22 protein-coding genes and 1 pseudogene are annotated in these 22,872 nt (G+C 41.8%); 19 read left to right on the forward strand and 4 right to left on the reverse strand.

The window, feature by feature from the left end; translation table 11 throughout:
- Positions 1-9: 9 nt before the first annotated feature.
- Together EJP82_RS28875 and EJP82_RS28465 are read right to left on the reverse strand one after the other, a co-directional pair.
- Complete coding sequence (locus EJP82_RS28875) at positions 10-369, reverse strand: Crp/Fnr family transcriptional regulator (protein ID WP_425464353.1); 360 nt, start codon at positions 367-369, stop codon at positions 10-12.
- Positions 370-632: 263 nt separating this feature from the next.
- Positions 633-860: pseudogene (locus EJP82_RS28465) on the reverse strand (alpha/beta fold hydrolase); the annotation flags it as partial.
- On the opposite strand from EJP82_RS28465, the gene EJP82_RS17080 reads away from it, so the two are divergent.
- The 4 genes from EJP82_RS17080 to EJP82_RS17095 all read left to right on the forward strand — a co-directional run bounded on the left by EJP82_RS17080 (position 822) and on the right by EJP82_RS17095 (position 3,001).
- A complete protein-coding gene (locus EJP82_RS17080) occupies positions 822-1,373 on the forward strand; it encodes an alpha/beta fold hydrolase (protein ID WP_211350158.1) in 552 nt (183 codons plus the stop codon). The pseudogene EJP82_RS28465 and the gene EJP82_RS17080 sit on opposite strands and share 39 nt — an antisense overlap.
- Before the next feature lie 134 nt (positions 1,374-1,507).
- Positions 1,508-1,822 (forward strand): MazG nucleotide pyrophosphohydrolase domain-containing protein, encoded by a 315-nt coding sequence (locus EJP82_RS17085; protein WP_127193284.1) that lies wholly within the window; start codon positions 1,508-1,510, stop codon positions 1,820-1,822.
- Between the two features lie 84 nt (positions 1,823-1,906).
- The gene (locus EJP82_RS17090) at positions 1,907-2,365 is read left to right on the forward strand and encodes an OsmC family protein (RefSeq protein ID WP_127193313.1); all 459 of its coding nucleotides are present in this window, start codon (positions 1,907-1,909) and stop codon (positions 2,363-2,365) included.
- A 90-nt stretch (positions 2,366-2,455) separates the two neighbouring features.
- Positions 2,456-3,001, forward strand: a complete 546-nt coding sequence (locus EJP82_RS17095; protein WP_127193285.1) for a GNAT family N-acetyltransferase — start codon at positions 2,456-2,458, stop codon at positions 2,999-3,001.
- 120 nt (positions 3,002-3,121) lie between these two features.
- On the opposite strand, the gene EJP82_RS17100 is transcribed toward EJP82_RS17095, so the two are convergent.
- On the reverse strand, positions 3,122-3,961 hold the full coding sequence (locus tag EJP82_RS17100) for a YitT family protein (protein ID WP_127193286.1): 840 nt from the start codon (positions 3,959-3,961) through the stop codon (positions 3,122-3,124).
- A 912-nt stretch (positions 3,962-4,873) separates the two neighbouring features.
- Here EJP82_RS17100 and EJP82_RS17105 point away from each other — a divergent pair.
- From EJP82_RS17105 to EJP82_RS17155, 11 genes are all read left to right on the forward strand, one after another.
- Positions 4,874-5,569, forward strand: coding sequence for a stalk domain-containing protein (locus EJP82_RS17105; protein WP_127193287.1), 696 nt, complete (start codon positions 4,874-4,876; stop codon positions 5,567-5,569).
- A 204-nt stretch (positions 5,570-5,773) separates the two neighbouring features.
- Positions 5,774-6,745: a MerR family transcriptional regulator gene (locus EJP82_RS17110; protein ID WP_246054213.1), complete on the forward strand. Its 972-nt coding sequence runs from the start codon at positions 5,774-5,776 to the stop codon at positions 6,743-6,745.
- Positions 6,746-7,357 carry a DUF6273 domain-containing protein gene (locus EJP82_RS17115; protein ID WP_127193289.1) on the forward strand — a complete coding sequence of 204 codons (612 nt, stop codon included), beginning with the start codon at positions 6,746-6,748 and terminating at the stop codon, positions 7,355-7,357. It abuts the gene before it with no gap.
- 618 nt (positions 7,358-7,975) lie between these two features.
- Positions 7,976-8,530, forward strand: coding sequence for a MarR family winged helix-turn-helix transcriptional regulator (locus tag EJP82_RS17120; protein WP_054403100.1), 555 nt, complete (start codon positions 7,976-7,978; stop codon positions 8,528-8,530).
- A gap of 108 nt (positions 8,531-8,638) precedes the next feature.
- Positions 8,639-10,447, forward strand: coding sequence for an ABC transporter ATP-binding protein (locus tag EJP82_RS17125; RefSeq protein WP_127193290.1), 1,809 nt, complete (start codon positions 8,639-8,641; stop codon positions 10,445-10,447).
- A gap of 12 nt (positions 10,448-10,459) precedes the next feature.
- Positions 10,460-11,668, forward strand: coding sequence for an MFS transporter (locus EJP82_RS17130; RefSeq protein WP_246054215.1), 1,209 nt, complete (start codon positions 10,460-10,462; stop codon positions 11,666-11,668).
- Positions 11,669-11,934: 266 nt separating this feature from the next.
- Positions 11,935-12,618: a response regulator transcription factor gene (locus EJP82_RS17135; protein ID WP_127193291.1), complete on the forward strand. Its 684-nt coding sequence runs from the start codon at positions 11,935-11,937 to the stop codon at positions 12,616-12,618.
- Positions 12,605-13,699 carry a sensor histidine kinase gene (locus EJP82_RS17140; RefSeq protein WP_127193292.1) on the forward strand — a complete coding sequence of 365 codons (1,095 nt, stop codon included), beginning with the start codon at positions 12,605-12,607 and terminating at the stop codon, positions 13,697-13,699. The genes EJP82_RS17135 and EJP82_RS17140 overlap by 14 nt, the downstream gene beginning before the upstream one ends.
- 91 nt (positions 13,700-13,790) lie before the next feature.
- Positions 13,791-14,459, forward strand: a complete 669-nt coding sequence (locus EJP82_RS17145) for a hypothetical protein (RefSeq protein ID WP_127193293.1) — start codon at positions 13,791-13,793, stop codon at positions 14,457-14,459.
- Between the two features lie 4 nt (positions 14,460-14,463).
- The gene (locus tag EJP82_RS17150) at positions 14,464-15,186 is read left to right on the forward strand and encodes a cytochrome c biogenesis CcdA family protein (RefSeq protein ID WP_127193294.1); all 723 of its coding nucleotides are present in this window, start codon (positions 14,464-14,466) and stop codon (positions 15,184-15,186) included.
- A gap of 17 nt (positions 15,187-15,203) precedes the next feature.
- Positions 15,204-15,761, forward strand: coding sequence for a peroxiredoxin family protein (locus EJP82_RS17155; protein WP_127193295.1), 558 nt, complete (start codon positions 15,204-15,206; stop codon positions 15,759-15,761).
- Between the two features lie 141 nt (positions 15,762-15,902).
- Here the strand turns inward: EJP82_RS17155 and EJP82_RS17160 are convergent, their stop codons facing one another.
- Positions 15,903-16,568: a FadR/GntR family transcriptional regulator gene (locus EJP82_RS17160; RefSeq protein WP_170220218.1), complete on the reverse strand. Its 666-nt coding sequence runs from the start codon at positions 16,566-16,568 to the stop codon at positions 15,903-15,905.
- 288 nt (positions 16,569-16,856) lie between these two features.
- Between EJP82_RS17160 and EJP82_RS17165 the strand changes: the two genes are divergently transcribed.
- The 4 genes from EJP82_RS17165 to EJP82_RS17180 all read left to right on the forward strand — a co-directional run bounded on the left by EJP82_RS17165 (position 16,857) and on the right by EJP82_RS17180 (position 22,767).
- Positions 16,857-17,810 carry a sugar kinase gene (locus EJP82_RS17165; protein ID WP_127193297.1) on the forward strand — a complete coding sequence of 318 codons (954 nt, stop codon included), beginning with the start codon at positions 16,857-16,859 and terminating at the stop codon, positions 17,808-17,810.
- 12 nt (positions 17,811-17,822) lie between these two features.
- The gene (locus EJP82_RS17170) at positions 17,823-18,467 is read left to right on the forward strand and encodes a bifunctional 4-hydroxy-2-oxoglutarate aldolase/2-dehydro-3-deoxy-phosphogluconate aldolase (protein WP_127193298.1); all 645 of its coding nucleotides are present in this window, start codon (positions 17,823-17,825) and stop codon (positions 18,465-18,467) included.
- A 13-nt stretch (positions 18,468-18,480) separates the two neighbouring features.
- Entirely contained in the window at positions 18,481-19,632 is a 1,152-nt protein-coding gene (gene dgoD / locus EJP82_RS17175) for a galactonate dehydratase (protein WP_127193299.1), read from the forward strand.
- Between the two features lie 123 nt (positions 19,633-19,755).
- Complete coding sequence (locus EJP82_RS17180) at positions 19,756-22,767, forward strand: glycoside hydrolase family 2 TIM barrel-domain containing protein (RefSeq protein ID WP_127193300.1); 3,012 nt, start codon at positions 19,756-19,758, stop codon at positions 22,765-22,767.
- Positions 22,768-22,872 lie beyond the last annotated feature (105 nt).

The following is a 22,872-nucleotide window of genomic DNA, read 5'->3' on the forward strand; positions in this document are numbered from 1 at the left end:
AAGTCATCGTTACTTTGAGCAAGTCTTTTGCTGTTCATAGACGTATCCTGAACCTACAATGCACGTGTGATCCAAGCAGGCTTGTTCGCATAATTCAACAAGTGCGTCGTAATCTTTTACAATCCAGGGCCTTGGGTTTGTGCTTAAGATATTACCAGCAGAGAACCGGCTCAGTACACGAGTGACTGTAACTCTCGTCGTTCCAGCATGTTTGGCTAACAGTTCGTGGATTACAGGGATCGTGATTACTATACCTTCCGTATTTGATATGCCGAATTGGCTAAGCAATCGGAGAAGATATTTAAGGACACGTGTCTTCGCACTATAATAGGAATCTCCCATATGTATAGCTAGATTGCGGTGAGTCATTTCGAGAACGCGATATAGATGAACAAGGAGCTTTGGTTCAGATTCGACCTGTTGGAGAAATTGAATTTTATCGATGACAATTACTTTGCTAGGTTGTATGGCTTGTGCATCGGCAATGTAACCAACATTGAACAATGTGTTATGACCAAGAATGTCACCGATTCTGATCTTTGTGCATGGCGGGCCAGGTTGTTCGGAAATACCAAGACTTGCTTGAGCAGAATTTTACGATAGTTCATTATGATCAACGGGGGAGCGGGATGTCCGATTCCAATATAACCAGCAAATTTGTAAGGTGCTTTTACAGCAGCCTGGATCCCTATGTAGGTACCAAATGAATGGCCTACTAGTAAAACTTTATCTTGTCCAAATTTCTCTATAACATAATCTGTTAGCTCCAATAGATCATCTATTAGTAAACCAGTTGATAGATTAGAATAGCCCTCAAAAAAATGATACGACAAGTTGCTGACACTGTACAAAGTGAACTTGATAGTCTTGAATATTCGTTAACAGAGGCAGCGCTTGCTGGAAATACAAAAGATGTGGAAAGACTAGAGCAACTACGGGGTTCAATTGAAAAGGGAGAGTCATTCACACCAAGAGATTTGGTTAGAAAATACGGCGGTGCATCCAGATTAATTGACGATAATAAGGATTATACGACAGGGTTTCTCTTCAATCGTGAGTATAACTTACTTGATGTGATTCGTTATTTAAAAGGTGTGAGTGTCTCGCAAAATATCCTGATACCCGAGTTATTCGAAAAAAATATACCAAGCATCGTCGACAATTTAGACATTCCCACGTATTTCGTAATGGGGAAATATGATTACATGACCTCCGTAAGTGCGGCACAAGAATACTTCGATATGCTGAAAGCTCCGGAGAAAGAGTTTGTTGTGTTTGATAAATCCGCTCATTATCCTCAGTTTGAGGAAAAGGAGTTATTCGCTGAGTGGTTGAATAAAACTTGGAGTGAGCTTGAGGGTAATGGGATATAAAAGCGAATGATTTAACTCTTCAAAACGGGAAAATATTCAAAAGGGAGATGGACATGTCCATCTCCTTTTTGCTATGTAATATGGTCTTTTATTTAGTATAATGATATTTCATTCTTGTTTAGGGGGATCAGAAAATGGATGTAAATGCATTTCAAAAATGGGTGAAGGATTATTATGAAGAACGTGGCTGGTCAGAACTCGATATTTTCATACGCATAGGTTTTTTGGCTGAGGAGACGGGAGAAGTAGCGCGTGCTATTAGAGCGTTAGAAATAGGTAGAGATCGTCCAGATGAAATTGTCGGTACATACGCTGAAAATAAACAAGAGCTAATAGAAGAACTTGGTGATGTACTAGGAAACGTGATAGTGATCGCAAACAAGTATGACGTTAGTCTTGAGGAGATTTTCAAGTCTCATCAAGAGAAATTACATGACCGTTATAAGTAAATGAGCAGCAGGTCAATACTTTATATGACAAGTTATAGAATGTATCCGGGACTGAACCGGAGATTATTGAAAGGAATGAGTGCGATGAAGCATCCTTTTCATCTGAAAGCGGTATGGAATGGTGGACGTAATAGTGAAGGACATATTGATACAGGCGGGTTAAAAACGATTATTTCGATTCCGAAGGAGATGGGTGGTCCGGGAACAGGTACTAACCCTGACGAAATGCTACTGGGGGCATCGTCGACCTGTTATCTGATAACCTTGGCAGCGATGCTTGAGCGTTCGGATATTACCCCACAGGATCTAACACTGGAGTCTGAAGCGATTGTGGATGTAACGAATAACGTGTTTACTTACGAACGGATCGTGCATAAACCACGGATTGTGCTCAAAGCGGGTGCAACAAAGGCTGAACTGAGCAAGGCAGAGCTATTGGCACATAAGGCAGAAGAGTCCTGTATGATCTCCCGAGCAGTAGCAGGTAATGTCTCCATAGAGACACAGCCTACTATTGAAACAGCAGGGGTTAACGCGGTGTGATGTACACTAGAGATCGATTGCTGCAGTCGAGGATGTTGTAATATATAGTTATGATTTGTCAGGATGAATGAGAAAAGGTGGAACAATTAAATGACGACCAATGCAGGAGAGATTAGAGAGGCAATTTCTGAGGATCTAGAACAAATTGAACAGATATTGTTTGAATGTAAACGTCATTTGGAACAGAAGGGGATTTACCAGTGGAATGATCAGTATCCCAATAGAGCCTATTTTTTGGAGAAACTAAAGCATGGAGAATTGTTCGTAATTGAGTATGAGAGCGAGATTGCTGGATCATTTGTAGTGGATGAAAATGCAATGCCTGAGTGGGGTCAGGTGAAGTGGCAGTATGAGAAGGGAAGATATCTCCTCTTACATGCTTTATTCATTAATCCGCTGATTCAAGGAAAAGGGTTAGGGAATAGAGTGCTGGATTTTCTTGAGGATATGGCTGTGAAAGGACAATATGATGGTATTCGTCTTGATGTATTTTCCAAGAACGAGAATGCATTAAAGTTCTATGTGAAAAGGGGATTTAAGCATCGAGGAGACATCGTTTTGCCGTTTAAACCAGTAGATAATCAAGTTTACGCATGTTATGAAAAAATATTGCGGACAAGCTCGCTGCATTCCTAATGCCTCTTTCTTAAGCAGCTGTTGTAATGAACAAAACCTAAACGGCTCCAATTCCTTCGATTTGAAGCCGTTGCATAACATAAATGAATACAGAAATGAGCTCATACCTGGATTTTTTCCTTATTTTGATAACTCTACAAAACCTTCTCCAAATACATCTCTTACATCATGAATGGTGAGGAAGGCTTCTCTATCCGCATTTTCAACGATTTTCTTGAGTGTGGACACTTCTTGTTTGCTAATGACAATGTAGAGCACTTCTTTGGGCTCCTGGGTATAGTAACCTTTTCCTTGCAGAACGGTCACGCCTCTGTCCATGATCAAGTTGACCTGTTCGGCGATTTTGTCTTGCTGCACGGAGATAATTGTGACTGCTTTTTTAGGGTTCAGTCCTTCAATAATAAAGTCCATCACTTTTGTGCCGACATAGAGCATAATGATGGTTAACATAAGTTTCTCTGTCCCGATAATGAAGAAAGAGCAAAATACAACGATTAAATCAAAAAATAGGAGGGCGTAACTAATATTCCAATTGAGATATTTATTTGCTATTTTTGCGAGAATGGTGGTACCTGCGGTACTGCCCCCAACCCGAATGATCATCCCAATGCCTGTTCCGACAAGTATGCCTCCAAATATCGCATTCACTATCAATTCATTGGATTGAATATTCCAATCGTGAGTAAGGTGCAGAAACATGGAATTCAACAACACGGCAATAATTGTATAAATAATCATCTTTTTATCCAGAAATCGATATCCGAAAATTAGCAATAAAGCATTCAATATTAAGTTGACTAGACTGGGAGACCATTGAAATAAATAATAAAAGATAATGGAAACCCCTGTAACTCCGCCCTCTCCCAGTTCATTGGGAATGACAAATACGTTGACTGCTAAGGCAAACAGAAATGAACCAAGTACTAAGTAAAATAAATCGTGAGTTAGTTTCTTTACCATCGTTACCATCCTTACATTTTGCAATAATCAAAATACTATATCTCATATTGGTGAGCTTAGGCAATCTCTTTTTTTCGAAGACTATGAACTCATAGAAATTTAAAGATCTCTAATAGATTATGAATATGCAAGGTTCTGTATAAAAGTCAAGGTAGAAGAGCAGGAAGTGAAGAAAAGAATCGGGCGTTAAAGAAGCTGGTGGACAGGATTGTGTATAAACGGGAAGAGAATAGGGTGGAGTTGACGGGTTGTTACAGGTGATAATGCATGAAGAGATATGAAGTTAAATATGAGCCTCTGGAAATATTTCCAGAGGTTCTTTATATGGAGAAATTTAGTTCTTTTGGAAGGGGGGAAGAGAACCATGTCGAATATTAAAAAGAGAATAGGATAATGGCGTTTTTTGGAATAATTTCCGCAAGAGTTTAGAACTAAAATCATATATTAATTTATTTTAGGATGAATATTAGAAATGGAACTAAATACGGTATTTACATTAGTTCAGAAGTTCATTCAGGATGTTCCTTTATTTTGATGGGTACTGCTAGAACAATTCCTTATGGTACTCCCGGCATGTTCCAACTCTCGCAAGACCTTATCCTCAACTAAGCCTAAATATAATTCGGACAAAGAATGGGTTAAATTTCAGGAGCATTTAATGGGATGATCTAGAAACAGCACTGACTGGGTTAATTTTACTGAAAGAGATTATGTATGATATTACGAGAAGTACATGGGAGTTGATCGTTTGGCGTTGTTGTTCAACTTCATGATGAGATTGTAGGAATGGGGAAATAGAGGAGAGGGGAAAATCTATTTTTACGTTCATTGATGCATGAACATCAGAACAAGGGGATTAGTCAAGGCGGCAGTTATCGAACAGATATCTTCAGGTCAAGGAGTGTGTCATTAGTGAACAAAAAGTTAATGCTAATAATTTTTCTTAGTATGTTTTCAGTATTATGCCTATCCATTACGGTCTTTGCGGCCACTGCAGGATACTCCTTAAGGGTAAACGGGATTGATATTAAAGGAGAAGCTAAGGTCATTGATGGAGTGACCTATGTACCTTTGCGCACAGTTATTGAAGGTTTGGGAGGGTCATACCACGTCATGCCTGAGTCGAATACAATCAGTATTCTGAGAAGAGACATAGGCATGTACGGCGGGTACACTGAGTCCAATCCATTACGTTCCGGTTCAAAAGCATATTTTGAAATAAATGAAAATTTTGATAAATTCGTTGGTTCAGTCTTCATTGAAGAAACGAGCACAGGAAAGGATGCTTTGAAAATCCTTCAGGAGAAAAAAGAACATGCCCCAAGCGGTTATACCTATGTTCTTGTAAAAGTGAACCTTGAAATCTTAGCATCTGAAAAAACTGGGGAATCGCTGTCAATAAATAATTATAGGTTTCAGTATATTGACCCGGTAACTCAAAAGAGAACTCCTTCTTTTATGTTCTCCCAGTATTCGCCCAGCGTATCAGAAGGAAAACCTTTCAACGGTTGGGTTGGATTTTTAATTCCAGAAGATCATCAATCTGGAATGATAGTTTTATCAAGTCCAAGTGATCGGCAGAATGCTTTATGGATGAAAGTACAATGACATCGTGAAATATCTGCGGTGTGCATATCAACGGTAGGAGAGTTTGAAAATTTATATTATCTGCACGGCAAGCATAATCTTGGTTTTCCGTGCGTTTTTTAAAACGAATTTTATTGGGTTTCTCTCTTGACTTTAACGTCGCGTTAACCTGTATATTTATACTCTGAAGGAGGGATAGTCATCGAACTTCAAACCATTAGTCAAGTGTCAAAGCACTTTTCAATTTCAACCCGTACACTTAGGTATTACGAGCAAATCGGGTTGATTACTCCTACGAAAAAGGAAGATTCCGCATACCGCGCATACGATGCTGAAGCCATCACACGTCTGCGTCAGATTATCGTTCTGCGTAAACTGCGGATCCCGCTCAAACAGATTGCGGAGGTTCTGCAAAGCGAGGAAGCGCGCGTTGCCATCGAAGCCTTTGAGCGTAATCTTGCGGATATTGAGGACGAAATCACTGCGCTCTCCACCATTCGCAGCGTGATCAAAGCCTTTGTCGAATATCTGAATCTCGGAGGGGCGAAATTTGCGCTGCCTGACGACGCAAGCTTGCTGGAGGTTGTGGATTCCTTGACTGTCTCGAAAATCAATTTCAAGGAGGAGAAGTCAATGGAAGATTTAAACAAGGCCAATGAAAATTTAAACAAATTGGCGGACAAGGATGTGCGGATTGTCTATTTGCCGCCTATGACGGTGGCTGCTGCTTACGCTTCGGGAGAGGGCTGCGAAGGGAAAGCGGGTGACATGATATCGCAATTTGTTAATGACAGCGGATTGCTTAGAATCAAACCGGACGCCCGGAGTTTTGGCTTTGACTGCTCTAAGGAGGCGGTGGTACTCGGAGAACCTTCGCATGTCTATGAGGTTTGGGTATCCATTCCGGCCGACATGGAGGTACCCGCGCCTTTAGTCAAACGGACTTTTGACGGAGGGGTATATGCCGCCCATGTGCTCAGGGCGTGGGACTTCGAGGACTGGCGTTTGTTAAGAGAATGGGTGAACGCAAGCGATAAATATGAGAACGACTGGAATTCCCCACGCTGGACATCGCTGGAAACGGTTGCGGGGCAAGGCTTTGAAGAAACGTTGAATTTTTTTCATTTTATCCAAAAAGGCAGTAAAATGGAAGATTTGCAGCTTGATTTATTATTTCCAATTAAGGAGAAGGCTTAAATGGAAGAGATAAAAATCGGCTCAGCCTTATCATTCGGCGGTTATAATTGGCGTGTGCTTGACTTACATAACGATAAGGCTTTAATTATCACTGAGGATATTATCGAACAACGCCCTTACCATAGTGCTTATAAGGATATTACATGGGCTGACTGCGCGTTAAGAAACTATCTTAATGGTGAATTTTATGAGAAATTTAACGTAACGGATAAATCCAGAATCATTCCGGTCATTAATAAAAATCCTGACAATCAGTGGTATGGTTCAAAAGGCGGAGCAGATACGCAAGACAGTGTATTTTTATTATGCATTGAGGAAGTGTGCAAATATTTCGGTGATAGCCGTTCAAACCTGCAAAACCGAGGAAAAAATCAAAGATATTGGTTTGAAAGAAAAGATGAAAACAACAGTAAGCGATTAGCAAAACTTCTGGGTAAAGAGTGGGGTTGGTGGTGGTGGCTTCGGTCGCCCGGCCGCGTTAATGTAAAAGCCGTGTACATCTTTGGGACTGACGGTAATATAGGTATCCAAGGCAACAATATATTGAAAGGCAACCTCAGCGATGGCAAATGTACAGGCGGTGTCCGTCCTGCTTTGTGGTTGAAGCTATAATTTGAATCATGTCTAATAAGCAAACCACAAAGTAGGACTAAAATACGGCACAACGCGTGATTAATTGGATTAGAACGCTCCCCCATAGGACAAGGCTTTTATGGCTTAGTCCTTTTTTTTATGCTCGAATGGTGCTGTTTCCACCGCTTGTACCGCCCTTGTTCGCCTTTTTTACATATCAATGTCCATATTTACCCGCACGGAAAGAGGATAAAGGCCATCACAGGCCGATATATTCCCCGACTTAAAAAGTTCCTCGTGACAAAAAAACTAAGGAGTAGTTGCTGGGACATCGGCACCATTTAACCGCATCGTACCTATCACTACGTGACCTTAAGGTGGTGGGGCGCCGGGAATGCAAAAACGTTGTCTAAACCATCTAAAGGAGACTGTTTTATGAAAGCAACTCGGAGATATCATTTTTGTACCTGCTAATGAATTCAAAATTACAGATAACATAACAGCATATGAATTTGCGGGTGAATCTATGATCTGAGGTTAGGTAAGTCTGCCTCAAGGGTTACCTTTGTTTCTTAATTTGGTTTGCAAAAATAAAAGAAATCAGTTATATTCAATGTAATTAGATAATCTAACTATAGGAGTAAGGAGGTATACAAATTGAAAAGGAAGCCTGCCAAGGAATATACGACCGAGCAACAATTACCGAGACTTGGAACATCACCTTATTTAAAATTGATGGAACGTACAGCCTCATCCGATACAAATCTAAATTCAGCGCATCTGGGACTAATTATGCTCTGGCTGGGAGATAACATTTTAGACATGGTGGATATTGATTTAGCTGCTTTTGACATCACGGAGAGCAAGCTGGATCTATTACTCCTATTATCCCTTCACGCAGATCAGGAGTTGGTTACACCTTCATCCATAGCAGACCGATTGGGGATTCGTCGATCGTCCGTAACATCCTTGTTAATATGGCTGGAGAAAAGAAATTTGATTGTTCGTGAACCGTATGCCAAGGATGGTCGCATGACTCACGTTCGTATTAGCGCTGAAGGCAGTACGCTTGTGAATCAAATATTGCCTACGTTCTGGTCTACTTGCGCATCCCTTGTTGATGAATTAGATAAAGAGGAGCAAGCGGTGTTCCAAAAAGTGTTGGTTAAACTAAATGCAAGCTTAGAAAAACGACTTGGATCGGGTAGATAATTTTTTTGGTCATATAGTTAGATAATCTAATTACATGAGATCAGAGATGGATATGATCTGATTTGATAACCGTGATGGATATTACAACATGAAGGTATGTGATTCAAAATGAAACAAACTCGGCATTCCGGGGACCAGCAGCAGAGTCGTGAACAGTATTTTATTTCGCTGCGCATCATGTTTAAGGAGATGTTCTTGCACACAAGGACGCAATGGGTCTTGCTTATGCTTGGTGCCGTCACAGTGATAGCCATTTCCATTCTTGAATTTATGATCCCTCAGTTAACTAAAGTGATCATAGACCAGATCATCCCTGATAAAAGGTATTACGCGCTACTAGAAACGGGAGGTCTTATCCTGCTAGCTGCATTGCTGCTGGGGATATTTAACTTCAGTAGCAGTTATGTAATGACAATTGTTAGTCAGAAGGCAATTCTCCAGTTGCGAAACAAATTGCACAAACACACATTAAGTTTGGATTTGAAATTTTTTGATCGTAATCGGACCGGGGATCTTATGGCAAGGTTAACGAGTGATGTAAATCAACTACAGGAACTGGTTTCTGCCGATAGCCTGTCCATTATAGCGGATGTCATAACCTTCGCCGCGATCGTGGGGTACTTATTATATACGGACTGGCAACTAGCATTAATTACACTTATTACCTTGCCTTTCTTATTTGTAACATCACGATATTTCAGTCTACGCATGAAGAATGCCTATCGAGCGGTTCGTCACATATCAGCTCAGTTAAACAACTCACTTCAAGATACGTTGTCAGGCATAAGGATGATCAAGTCTTTTGCAAGTGAAGATGCGGAAGCTAAGCAGTTCGAGGCATTGAGTGAACAGCATCGGATCGCCGCAGTCTCTGCTTCACGGTTGTCGGCGACTTTCTCGCCAATTATCGATTGGCTGAATTATGTAGGTATGACGTCGGTGCTCTTGTTCGGAGCATGGCAGGTTATGCATGGAAACATGACCGTTGGTGATATCGTAGCTTACTTAGCTTACTTGCGCTTGTTGCAAGCGCCCATCCGCTCCTTTAGCAGAATGATTACCAAAGTGCAGCAATCGGCAGCAGCATTCGAGCGCATTCAAGAAGTCTTAGCAACCGTTCCAGAGGTTTACGATAAGGAAGGAGCGATTGTTCTACCGCCAGTAAAAGGACTAATTGTGTTTGATGATGTCGAGTTTGCATATGAAGAAGGACATCCCATTCTACAAAACTTTCAATTGCGGCTTCCATGTAACCAAACTACGGCTTTGGTTGGTTCGTCAGGATCAGGAAAGTCAACGATTGCTTATTTGATTGCCCGTTTGTACGACGTTCAGCGAGGGGACATCTATATTGACAGTTATCCGATAACGGAAGTGACGGTGAAGTCGCTTCGTCAGCAGATGGGGATCGTATCTCAGGACGTAATCCTCCTCAATGGCACGATACGTGAAAATATTGCGTACGGTAAACCTCAGGCCACAGATGATGAGATTAAAGCGGCCGCCCATGCCGCAAATGCCCATGAGTTTATTTCAGCTTTTCCAATGGGATATGATACGCCCATCGGTGAAAGAGGGGTCAAGCTTTCCGGTGGACAAAAGCAAAGACTGTCTATCGCCAGAGCTTTCTTGACCAACCCTCGCATTCTTATTTTGGATGAAGCTACGGCTGCCCTGGATACGGAATCTGAACAACATATTCAGCATGCGTTATCTGTGCTTCTACCAGGCCGTACTTGTCTGGTTATCGCCCATCGTCTTTCCACGATTCAAAATGCCGATCAAATTGTTGTGTTGGAGCATGGACAGATTGTGGAGCTGGGAAATCATGAAAACCTACTCCGCCGGAATGGGCGATACAAGGAACTATACGAAATGCAATTTCCAGCGAAATCTAACTTTGAACAAATTTTATAATTGAGGTGTAATATGAACAATCCAATCAATGCTACGGATGCAACTAGAAATTATCCGCTTATGACCATCATTCTTTGCTGGACCGGCCTTGTAGTCATGTCCAGTTTATACGTAACGATTCCGCTAATTACATTGTTTGCACAACTTTTTGGAATTTCCACGACGAATGCTGCCGCTGCGGGAAGTACTTTTTCGATAGGTTTTGCCATTGGTTGCTTAATCTATGGCGCGCTGTCCGATAAATACGGACGGAAGACTGTTATATTTGCAGGGCTCCTTTTCCTGACATTGATCTCATTAATTTTGGGAACCGTTCACAGCTTTGCATGGATCTTGGTTTTAAGAGGACTACAGGGAGCAGCAGCAGCAACCTTCTCTCCAGTAGCGCTTGCCTATGCGGTGGAGATGTATCCAGCGGAAAAACGGGTAACTACCATTGGTTTTATCAGTACAGGATTTCTGATTGCAGGTATTGTTGGTCAAGTGGTTAGTAGTATGCTCAGTGAGCATTATGGCTGGAACGCTGTTTTTTATATTCTTGCCGTTGTTTATGCGGTGACCGCCACATTAGTGTTCTTCTTCCTTCCCAAAGGAGGTATCCAGCAGGCACACGCCAATATCTGGGAGCCTATTAAGCAGATTGGCAAAGTGTTTGTTCAAAAACAATTGGTATTATGTTATCTAGTGGCATTCGTTCTGCTTATGTCTTTTGTAAGCATGTATACAGTGCTGGGTAACTATCTAAGTACAGCTCCATATGAGCTAAGCAAGCAAGAAATTCTTTCTGTCCGTTTAATCGGCATATTAGGCATGCTCGTTTCTCCATTCGCGGGAAGAATATCCAAGCATGTAGGCGTAGGTATAACGCTTCGCGGTGGATTGTTGCTAGCGATCATTGGTTTGGCGTCGATGGGGATGATTTCTAATCTGCCACTTCTTATTGTGATGAGCATCCTTTTTGTGGGGGGAATCGCACTAGCCGTTCCTTCACTTGTTTCGCTTGTTGGGCAAGTGGGCGGCAAGATGCGCGGGATAGCTGTATCCGTATATACTTTTATATTGTTTACAGGCACAAGCTTCGGTCCGATTATCTCGCTTCAATTGATGAATAGTGTAAGTTATTTAACTACGTTTCTTCTATTGGCATGTATTCTGTGTATTGGGTTGCTAGCAGCATGTCTTATTCATCATGAGGAGGCAGGGGAGTTAAACAGCCAGTAAATTTGTGATCAATAAACAAAAAACGATGAAATGACATCATAACGATTGCTTATTAATGGTAACTTCATTTGAAGTTACCTTTTTTATTCCCTTGCTGAGATTAACGATTACTCATCTGATTTCAATTCAACAACTGGACAAAATCCTGGATGGGTCATGCGCTCTGGCTTGTTAAATTTTTTTAAGTTTTTCAATTTTCCGTCTTTAACATTTCTTTAAATTAGTCTTGTATAATGAACCTTTAGTTCAAGAAAGGGTGAAATAGTTTGCAGAAAGATATCTTAATCGTCGAGGACGATATGAAAATAAGAAAGCTCTTAAGGATATATTTGGAGAAAGAAGGTTATGGCGTATTGGAGGCTCAGAATGGGGAAGAAGCCAGAGCGATATTTCAACAAGATGAACCCTGTTTCGTGATCACTGACCTGATGATGCCCAAGTTCAGTGGTGAACAATTATGTAAGTGGATTCGGCATGAACTGAAAAGCGATATCCCTATTATTATGCTCACAGCTAAAATTACGGAATCCGAACGTATCGCAGGTCTGCAAATGGGTGCGGATGATTACATTATCAAGCCATTTAGCCCTCAAGAAGTAGTTGTACGGGTAAATACGGTACTCAAGCGGATGGCCAATCGCTGCAGCAAGATTAGTTACAGAGGTCTAACGATCAAGACGCTATCCGGAGAGGTTAAGTATAAAGGGGTCGATATTGCTTTAACACAGCATGAATTTAGATTGCTGCATTTCTTTATGAAGCATCCTAATCAAATCTTGTCCCGTGAACAAATTTTAAATGAGCTCTATCCCAATGATGAGAGATCTGTGATTGACCGTACGGTTGACGTCCACGTCGGCAAGCTGAGAGAGAAGATTGAGGCATCCTGCCAGGCACCGACCTTCTTTCAAACGGTTCGTGGAATGGGGTATCGCTTTGTTACCTACTAAGAAACTGCAAATACGGAAGAATTATGTCGCTTGGAAGTTGGTTGCGGTTAATGCGTTGGTGATGCTCATTGTGATCTGGTTGGCAGGTGTGTCAGTGAAAGATTTTGCGTGTGTGCTGGTGGAAAAGTATCAGCTTGTGGGTGACGCTAAAACCGATTTTTTTCAACGCACCATGCAGTTCTATCTGATTAGGGCAAGTCTGCTTGCTGTCGTTGTTGCTACACTCATTCATTTTTTCTTTATCAAGAAGATTCTGTCTCCTTTGAAAAAATTGACAGAGTCGACACGTCAGTTAATAGAAGGATCCTATCCTGAACCTATTGAAGTAAACTCTGAGGATGAGATCGGAGAATTAACGAAACGCTTTAATGCGATGACACTAACCCTGCAGCGATCGGAACAAAATCGTAAAGTAATGCTTAGTAATGTATCACATGATTTAAGAACACCGCTCAGTAATTTAAATGGTTATTTGGAGGCGTTAAGTAACGGTGTGATTGAGGGAGACCGAGAATTGTATTTATCCCTGTTGGAAGAGTCACAGCATATTACACGACTTGTTGAGCAGCTCCACCAACTATCCCTTTGGGAGGACAAGGGAACTGACAGTATGATTTTCAACCGGATACCCATCGATGAGTTCATTACACGTAGTTTGCAATCTTTTCAACTAGAACTCCAGCACAAAGAGATAACATTAGATATTTCGCTTGAAGCACTTGACATAATTAGCTCTGAAGACGGCTTACGTCAGGTCTTAACCAATCTGATACAGAACGCAATTACTTATAATTCTGGACATGTGATTTGGATTTCTGGAGTAGCCGACCGGGATGATTATCGACTTACAATAAGCAATTTGGGAGAGTCTTTGCCAGAAGAGCAGCAGGATTTGGTCTTTGAACGTTTCTTCCAAGCGGATGTGTCCAGACAGAGTAGAGATGGGATAAAGGGCAGCGGACTTGGTCTAGCTATAGTGAAGGAGATTATGGCGAAGCTTGGAGGTCAGGTAGAGCTCAGTTCTGACATGAACAAGTATTCTTTTTCAATAACGATACCTCTCAAACCAAACAAGACATAAAGGATCATTTAAATTGAAGTAATCAAGGTTACTTTATCATATCTTTATAAAAGTCTGACAAGCTGATAGGAGAGAAAGGAGGTCAGAGGATATGGGGAATATCCAACTGGGATCACTATTACTAAATGGACGACTCGTAATGTACCTGATCTTTGGGGCAATAGGATGGCTTGTGTTGCATTATCGGCTACGACATAATCCAGAACAAAACCGCTTCATGTCCTATGCTAGCAATGCATTCTTGATATGGATGCTAGTATGGAAAGGGAGCTTTATATTTTTATATCCTGTTGAATTTATAGAGACTCCCGTTAGTTTACTGTATTTTGATGGCGGTAAGCGTGGAGAGTGGCTGGCGAGTATAATTGCGATTTGTTACCTTTGGTATCGTTCGAGAAAATTGCACTTGTCTATGAATGTATGGATGGATATCGGGCTGTGGTTCACTTCTGGATGTTGGTTAATCTATCCAATCTTGCAATTTATAACAGGGAATGAACCTGCTTTATATGATAGCTTAAGCATATTATGGTCGGGTCTGTTTCTGTTGATCCTGTTTCTGACACGGAGAACCTCACGGTTTGGTGACCGGACTGGTTATGCCATCTGGTTTCTGATTGGACATGTACTTCTTCAGTTTCTGCATCCGGACCGTACGTTGTGGCTGCTGTCATTTAGCAGGCTGCAAATAATTTGTATTGCAATAGCCACAGGTTTAGCGGGATGGTCATTATTCCGCGAGAAGAACGAGAAAGGGTAATTATATGAATCAAATTACGATTATAGTAGCTTTTACTGCAGGGATGTTGTCCTTTCTATCCCCGTGCATATTTCCGCTGATTCCTGCATATTTGTCACATTTAACAGGGTCATCACTGCAAGATGGCAAACTTGTGGTACATAGGGGGAAATTAATCATCCAATCCCTATTTTTTATTTTAGGATTTAGCTTGATTTTTATCGCCATGGGTGCTTCGGCAAGTTTCGTTGGCCAATTTTTTGCTCAGCAACGAGAGTTGGTACAGAGAATAAGCGGCCTCTTCATTATTATCTTTGGCTTGCAAATGATCGGATGGCTCAATCTGTCTTTTCTAATGTCAGGAAAAAGCTGGGGTACTAAAGGGGGTAGGAGTAGTGGAGCGGTTCGTTCTTTGCTCACGGGATTTGCGTTTGGAGCAGGTTGGAGTCCGTGTGTTGGACTGGCATTATCCTCGATTCTACTCATGGCGGGTTCAGCAGAAACGTTATGGAGCGGTGTAGGAATGTTAGCAGTCTATTCCCTTGGCCTCGGCATTCCATTCCTCCTGATTTCCTGGATGTTAACGTACTCTATGAACGTGCTGCAAAAAATGAATAAATGGATGCCCCTGTTATCGAAGGTGAATGGGATACTGCTGATAGGGATGGGGCTTCTTTTGTTCACAGGGCAACTGCAAAGACTGAGCGCTTGGCTGGCTAAATATAGTTTCTGGGATATTAATTTTTGATAGATAGGGGTAATTGAATGAAGAAAAACATCATTGCAATCATCTTTATAATTGGATTAGTACTATATGGCGGATATGAATACTTTAGCAAAAATTCCGGGCAGCCTCTACAAAGTGCAAACTCAGAAGAGGAAAGTCGTGATATTGGTATTGAGAAAGGACAATTAGCTCCTGATTTCTCACTTCAAGATCTGAATGGTAATCAGGTACGGCTATCGGACTATAAGGGGAAAAGAATATTGCTAAACTTTTGGGCTACATGGTGTCCTCCCTGTCGTGTAGAGATGCCGCATATGCAGAACATTTATGATCATTATCAATCGGAAGATGTGGTCATTCTCGGAGTGAATATGACAATAACTGAAGATTCGATAGAGGATGTCCCCGCATTTGTTCAAGAGCAAGAACTTACTTTCCCGATTGTATTGGATGAGGAAGGGGACCTTATGCAAACCTATCAGGTCGTTGCCTACCCGACCACCTATGTATTGGATGCCGATGGAGTCATTCGGGAGAAGGTACGAGGCGCCATGAATTATGAGATGATGGAAGACCTGCTTTCAAAAGTGAAATAGGGGAGAAATTATTAAAAAGGGAGTTCGGAAATGTCCGAGCTCCCTTTTGAAGCAGTAGATATATTCTTCAACACTCAATGACCCGTAAAGCTGGACACTTTGAACAAGGTGACATCTTTACGGGTTATTTGTATGGCTATGCTACTTTTTCAAAGCTTCAAGCATGTCATTGATATGAAAATGCATCAGTTGTTTGGCTTGTTCACTATGTCTTTCCTCGATAGCAATAGCAATTAGAATGTGGAAATTGGAGGCTTTGGTACGCATATGAGGTAAGGTATTCGTCTGCTTACGTCCTTCTGCCAGTAGCGGATAGATCGATTCCAGCATACGCAACAGGACAGGATGCTGTGCTGATTCGGCAATGAGCCGATGAAAGGAGAGATCCGTATCAAGGAAAGGGCCGCCTTCTTCCATCTGATTGACCATCGCATCCGCCAGTACCCGAAGTTGCTTGACTTGGGCGAGTGTAGCCCGCTCCGCACTTAATCCAGCAAGTACAGGCTCAATCAACAATCTTGCCTCGAGCAATTTGACGAGCGAAATATCCCCGAGCTCTTTAAGATTTGCAGTAGGATCCTCAAGCAACAATGGATCATTACGCACATACATACCGCGCCCATGTTCAATACTTACGTTTCCCTGACTCTCCAGCGTTCTCAATGCTTCTCTTATTGTAGTGACACTGACTTCTAATTCTTTGGATATTTGTTGAAGAGTAGGTATGCGTGAACCTGGTGGCCACTCTCCGTCGATAATTTTTTTGTTAAGTTGCTCTACGGTAGTTAAGAAAGCGGTCTTTTTCATGATCATAGTCTCCTGAAATTTCTCATAATAAAGTTATTTTAACATAGTCATTCAGTTCGTCGCTAATTGTATTAGGATATTGACATCTCTAAAAAAAGATACTATGATACCTCCATAAAGATCATATCTATTTACTCATTATGGCTAAATATCAGTAGAATTATGCTTAAAAAATGAATATTGATCGTTTGTATTTTGTTTTATTAGGATTATAACATAAATAGATATGATCTTTCGTACGAAAAAATTAGACGTCACACTGGTTGCTGAGTCAAGGGAGGAATTAGGATGGAGGTTGTAACTTTTGGTGAATCTATGGTCCTGTTTAGTGGAGATCAAAATTTGCCGCTTGAATATGTGCATCAATTCAATAAACAGATGGCTGGGGCTGAGTCTAATGTAGCGATTGGACTGGCCAAATTGGGTCATTCTGTAGGTTGGTTCAGTAAGTTGGGACAGGATGCCTTTGGACGTTACATACTGCAAAGTGTAAGAGGCCAGGGAGTGGATACTTCCCGTTGTTTATTTACTGATAAGGCTCCCACAGCTGTATTTTTTAAAGAACGTCAATCAGGTGGGAGAACACAGGTCTATTATTATCGCTATGAATCCGCAGCAAGCTTGCTGAAGCCCGAAGATTTAGATGAGTCCTATTTGGCTCAAGCCAAAATTTTACATGTAACAGGCATTACTCCTGCACTAAGCCCGAGCTGTCTAGAACTGGTATTGCATGCGATGGATTTGGCCAAACGGAGTCATTTGAGCGTTGTGTTTGACCCTAATATAAGATGGAAGCTTTGGAATCGTCCGGATACCAAACAGATATTGCTCGAACTAGCTAGTAGGGCCAATTATATCTTACCTGGTTTGGATGAAGGTGAATTCCTCACAGGTCAGAAAGAGCCAGAGAAAATTGCTGAAGAACTGCTCAAGCTGGGGCCAGAAGCAGTAATTGTAAAGCTTGGCAAGGAAGGCGCGTACTATCAGTCTTTGACTGAGAAAGGGTGTATTCCTTCTTATCCCGTTCAAGAGATTGATCCTGTCGGGGCTGGTGATGGGTTTGCCGCAGGGTTTATTAGCGGACTACTGCGGCAAGAAGATCTGGCGATGGCTGTGTCCAGAGCAAATGCGGTCGGTGCTATTGTTGTAGGGGTTAATGGCGATACAGAGGGACTTCCAAGCGATGAGGAGCTCACGTTGATGATGTCCGGGCAAGTGAATTATCAGAATGTAAAACGCTAAGGAGTGATGGATATGAAGAAATATGAAAAGTTACAACTGCTAAAGGATTCTGGTGTCATTGCTGTCGTACGTAGACCTCCATTTGACCAAGCAGTACTCATTACCGATGCACTGGTTGCCGGTGGGGTCCAAGCATTGGAGATTACGGTTGATACAGACCGGGCTTTTGAGCTTATTACTTTGCTAAAAGATAGGTACAAAGATCGTGTACTTGTTGGAGCGGGCACAGTTCTGAATGCGGAGGTTGCGATGACGGCGATAGAAGCCGGGGCTGATTTTATTTTTTCACCCATTTTGGATGAGGAAACAGTAAAAGTGACCATTAGATCTAACTGTATATCGATTCCAGGAGTTATGACTCCTACAGAGATTGTAACGGGTTATCAATATGGCGCAGATATGCTCAAGATTTTCCCTGGATCTTCTCTGGGCGTTAACTATATTAAGGAACTGTCAGCACCTTTGGGACATATTCCAATGATGCCAACAGGTGGTGTTACATTGGAAAATGTAGGGCAATTCATTAAAGCCGGAGCAGTAGCTGTTGGTCTTGGAGGATCGCTGATCGATAAGAAAGCGGTAGAGGAAGAGCAGTACGATGTAATAACATCCCGGGCACAACAATTTATTAAAGAAATTCAAAAAGCAAGAGAATAGGGAGAGATCATTCGTGAAAATTGCAAAGTTTAGCACTTATATCGTACCACCGCGCTGGTTATTTCTAAAAATTGAGACGGATGAAGGAATTGTAGGTTGGGGAGAACCGGTAATTGAAGGCAAGGCCCACACGGTGAGAGCCGCGGTAGATGAACTGATGGATTCGTTGATTGGTAAAGATCCTCTTTGTATTGAAGATCATTGGCAGGTCATGTACCGCAGTGGATTTTATCGTGGGGGTTCCATTTTAATGAGTGCTATTGCTGGAATTGATCAGGCTTTGTGGGATATAAAAGGGAAGTACTTCAATGCGCCAATCTATCAATTGCTGGGTGGGGCATGCCGGGATTCCATGCGTGTGTATTCTTGGATTGGTGGAGATCGGCCGAGTGATGTTGGACAAGCTGCACTTGAGAAACAGCAGGCCGGTTTTACTGCAATCAAAATGAATGCTACGGAGGAAATGCAGTATATTGATAGCTATCACAAGGTGGACGAAGTTGTAGAACGTGTAGCGGCGATTCGCACTGCTACAGGTCCGGATTTTGGCATTGGGGTAGATTTTCATGGCCGTGTTCATAAGCCGATGGCCAAAGTGCTAGCAAAAGCACTGGAGCCTTATAGACTCATGTTTATTGAAGAGCCTGTGCTCCCGGAGAATAACGAAGCATTGCGAGATATCGCCAATCACACAAGCACCCCCATCGCAACTGGGGAGAGAATGTTCTCGCGATGGGACTTTAAATCTCTCTTGGAAGATGGATATGTTGATATCATTCAACCGGATTTATCACATGCAGGTGGCATTACTGAATGTAAGAAAATCTTTGCGATGGCTGAGGCTTATGACGTAGCCGTAGCACCTCACTGTCCATTGGGACCGATTGCGTTGGCAGCTTGTTTACAGGTTGATGCAACAGCACACAATGCGGTTATACAGGAGCAAAGCTTGGGGATTCATTATAATCAGGGTAATGATTTGTTGGATTATATCACCGATCCCGGTGTGTTCGCTTATGACGACGGATATGTAAAAATTCCGCAAGGTCCGGGACTAGGAATTACGGTCAATGAGGAATATGTGATTAAAATGTCATTAGAAGCGCCACATCGCTGGAGGAACCCACTTTGGAGACATAAGGACGGATCTGTAGCCGAATGGTAAGAAGAACTGATCAGGCCAAATCAAACAAAATGACCCTGTAATCAAACAAGAGTCGGTTTGAAAGCCTTTTCATATCCGATACAATAGAGCTGACTAAATATGAATGATGTGAGGGGAATAGATATGATCAATATACCGAAATATTGGGAAGATCTGAACGTACTTCAAAAAAATAGAGAAGCTCCACGAGCTTATTATATACCCTATGGAGATGCGGAATCAGCTCTCAAGCAAAAGCGGGGAAAATCCCCGTTCTATCGCACACTTAATGGGAATTGGAAGTTTAAATATAAGGAGTCGGTTCAGCAAGTACAGGATGACTTTTATCAGACTGATGCTGATGTCAGTGATTGGGATGATCTGCTTGTACCATCATGCTGGCAAGTCAATGGATATGATCAGCTTCATTACACAAACGTAAATTATCCATTTCCTTGTGATCCACCGTATGTTCCAAATGCAAATCCCGCTGGTTTATACGTAAGAGATTTCAATATCTCTAGCGATTGGGAGGCGAAACAGAAGTATATTGTATTTGAGGGTGTGAACTCATGCTTTTATTTATGGATAAATGGAACATGGGTCGGGTACAGCCAAGGTAGTCGGATGCCTGCTGAATTTGATATTTCACCGTATGTTCATTCTGGTAATAATAAGATTGCCGTTATGGTGCTGAAATGGTGTGATGGTTCCTATATAGAAGATCAAGACGTGTGGAGATTCTCGGGTATATTTCGGGATGTGTATTTAATGGCTCGCAACCCTGTTCATATCGTGGATGTATTTAATCGGGTGGAGTTGGAGAATGATTACCAAGATGGAATCATAACCTGTGAGTTGGATACTAATGGAGAAATAGAAGCCCGGGTCCAGCTTGTTGATGCAGACGGTCAGAGTAAGGCGGATGAAGTTGTCAGCGTCAATGGGAAGGGAAGCGTTACTCTACACATCGACAATCCAAGTCTATGGAATGCCGAAACACCTAATTTATATCAAATGTTTATTACGGCTGGCGATGAGGTATTGCACTTTGCGATCGGTTTCAGAAAGGTAGAGATTATTGACGGTATATTCCAAATTAATGGTATGGCGGTCAAGCTAAAAGGAGTGAATCGACATGATTCACATCCTGTATTAGGACAGACTGTACCTATTAATCATATGATTCAAGATTTAAAGCTGATGAAATTGCACAATATCAATACGATTCGAGCTTCCCATTATCCAAATGATTCACGTTTCCTGCAACTCTGTAATGAGTATGGCTTCTATGTAATTGACGAGGCTGATCTTGAATGCCACGGGGTATTTCATGCCATTGGAGATTTTAATATGCTAACACGTATCCCAGAATGGGAGCATGTTTTTGTAGAACGTGCTGTTCGTATGGTGGAGCGTGATAAGAATCATCCTTCTGTAATTATATGGTCAATGGGGAATGAATCAGGCTACGATGCGAACCATATGGCGATGGCGAGATGGACAAAATCAAGAGACAACTCGAGACCTATTCATTACGAAGGCTCTGACCCTAGGCATTTTGGAAGTCCTGATGTAGAAGTGCTAGATATGGAGAGCCGGATGTATTCCTCACCTGCCTATATCGAAGCCTATGCTAAGGATGAGAATAGCACCAAACCTATGTTTATGTGTGAATACAGTCACGCCATGGGCAATGGACCTGGTGATCTAAAGGATTATTGGGATGTTATCTATAAATATCCGAAGCTGATGGGTGGGTGTGTATGGGAATGGTCGGATCATGGCATCTTGGCGACGAATCATGAAGGTACACCATATTACGCTTACGGAGGAGATTTCGGGGATAAACCGAATGATGGAAATTTCTGTATCGATGGACTTGTCTCGCCTGATAGAATTCCGCATACAGGACTACTTGAATTAAAGAAGGTTATTGCTCCAGTCAGGATCGAAGTAGATAATTTGTTAGAAGGGACTGTCCTAATTACAAATCTCTATGATTTCATTGATCTTTCTCACTTGACGTTATATTGGAAGATTGAAAAGAATGGAGAACTTGTCCAGCAAGGACAGACCATGTTAACTCAGGTTGCTCCACATACTTCAAGAAGCGTAAAGCTAGATTATTTCTTCCCGGAACCCTCAACAGACACGTATTACCTAACCATGTCTTGCCGATTGCAGCAGAATACGGTTTGGGCGGATTCGGGACATGAAGTGAACTTCGAGCAGTTCAGACTGCCGGTTGAGGTTCTGGAAGTGTCTAACGCTAAGACAGCCAAACATACTTTGCAGGTTACGGAACATAATGAACAATTAATAGTTGAAGGTTTTGATTTCCGGCATGTGTTTGATATGTATAACGGAACATTTATCTCTGTATCCAAGCACGGAGTAGAAATGATGCAAAAGCCACTCAGTTTCAATATATGGCGAGCTCCAATTGATAATGATCACAAGGTCAAATTGCAGTGGATTGAAGAAGGTTATGACCGGGCACATATGCATGTATATGAAGCAATCGTAACGCAGCAAAAAGAATCGTCTGTGGAACTACGTGTCAAGTTTTCTTTGGGCGGGTATATCAAGCCGCCATTGTTACACGGAGTAGCGTATTGGCGAGTAACAGGCGAAGGTGAAATCAAGTTGAAAGTTGAAATAACGGTCCGTGAGGATTTGTTGTTCCTACCTAGATTTGGTCTACAGCTTACGATGCCATCAGGCACAGAGGAAGTAGAGTATTTCGGAAATGGACCTCATGAGAGCTATATTGATAAAAGTCAAAGCACACTGAAGAATAAATACTTAACTACAGTAGACGAGCTTTTTATACCTTATATCATGCCGCAAGAAAATGGCTCTCATGATAATACGGATTGGGTCATTGTATCTAATGAGCAGGGGATGGGGCTGAAGTTCACAGGTGTCAAGCCATTCTCATTCAATGCTTCACACTATACTCCAGAAGACTTAACAGTGGCTCAACATGCATATGAGCTAGTTCGCAGGAATGAAACGATTGTACATCTAGATTACAAGATGAGTGGAGTGGGTTCCAACTCCTGCGGTCCTGAATTGTTGGAGGCTTACCGTTTGGCTGAGAAACAGTTCACATTCGAATTGAATATATTACCATTATTTAAAGAAGACTAGTAAGTACCTCTTAAATGGTGTCCCTAAAGTGAGCAATTCGGGGACACCATTTATTCAAATTTAATAGTTTTTTTGATATACTGTGTAGATTCAATAGATCAATTG

The sequence above is a fragment of the Paenibacillus anaericanus genome, from assembly GCF_003994475.1.
Lineage (GTDB): Bacteria > Bacillota > Bacilli > Paenibacillales > Paenibacillaceae > Fontibacillus > Fontibacillus anaericanus.

Bases quoted from the DNA above. Each gene is read 5' to 3' on its own strand.
- EJP82_RS28875 (WP_425464353.1), bottom strand. From the start codon at position 369: ATGACTCACCGCAATCTAGCTATACATATGGGAGATTCCTATTATAGT.
- EJP82_RS17080 (WP_211350158.1), top strand. From the start codon at position 822: ATGATACGACAAGTTGCTGACACTGTACAAAGTGAACTTGATAGTCTT.
- EJP82_RS17085 (WP_127193284.1), top strand. From the start codon at position 1,508: ATGGATGTAAATGCATTTCAAAAATGGGTGAAGGATTATTATGAAGAA.
- EJP82_RS17090 (WP_127193313.1), top strand. From the start codon at position 1,907: ATGAAGCATCCTTTTCATCTGAAAGCGGTATGGAATGGTGGACGTAAT.
- EJP82_RS17095 (WP_127193285.1), top strand. From the start codon at position 2,456: ATGACGACCAATGCAGGAGAGATTAGAGAGGCAATTTCTGAGGATCTA.
- EJP82_RS17100 (WP_127193286.1), bottom strand. From the start codon at position 3,961: ATGGTAAAGAAACTAACTCACGATTTATTTTACTTAGTACTTGGTTCA.
- EJP82_RS17115 (WP_127193289.1), top strand. From the start codon at position 6,746: ATGGAAGAGATAAAAATCGGCTCAGCCTTATCATTCGGCGGTTATAAT.
- EJP82_RS17125 (WP_127193290.1), top strand. From the start codon at position 8,639: ATGAAACAAACTCGGCATTCCGGGGACCAGCAGCAGAGTCGTGAACAG.
- EJP82_RS17130 (WP_246054215.1), top strand. From the start codon at position 10,460: ATGAACAATCCAATCAATGCTACGGATGCAACTAGAAATTATCCGCTT.
- EJP82_RS17145 (WP_127193293.1), top strand. From the start codon at position 13,791: ATGGGGAATATCCAACTGGGATCACTATTACTAAATGGACGACTCGTA.
- EJP82_RS17150 (WP_127193294.1), top strand. From the start codon at position 14,464: ATGAATCAAATTACGATTATAGTAGCTTTTACTGCAGGGATGTTGTCC.
- EJP82_RS17155 (WP_127193295.1), top strand. From the start codon at position 15,204: ATGAAGAAAAACATCATTGCAATCATCTTTATAATTGGATTAGTACTA.
- EJP82_RS17160 (WP_170220218.1), bottom strand. From the start codon at position 16,568: ATGAAAAAGACCGCTTTCTTAACTACCGTAGAGCAACTTAACAAAAAA.
- EJP82_RS17165 (WP_127193297.1), top strand. From the start codon at position 16,857: ATGGAGGTTGTAACTTTTGGTGAATCTATGGTCCTGTTTAGTGGAGAT.
- EJP82_RS17170 (WP_127193298.1), top strand. From the start codon at position 17,823: ATGAAGAAATATGAAAAGTTACAACTGCTAAAGGATTCTGGTGTCATT.
- EJP82_RS17180 (WP_127193300.1), top strand. From the start codon at position 19,756: ATGATCAATATACCGAAATATTGGGAAGATCTGAACGTACTTCAAAAA.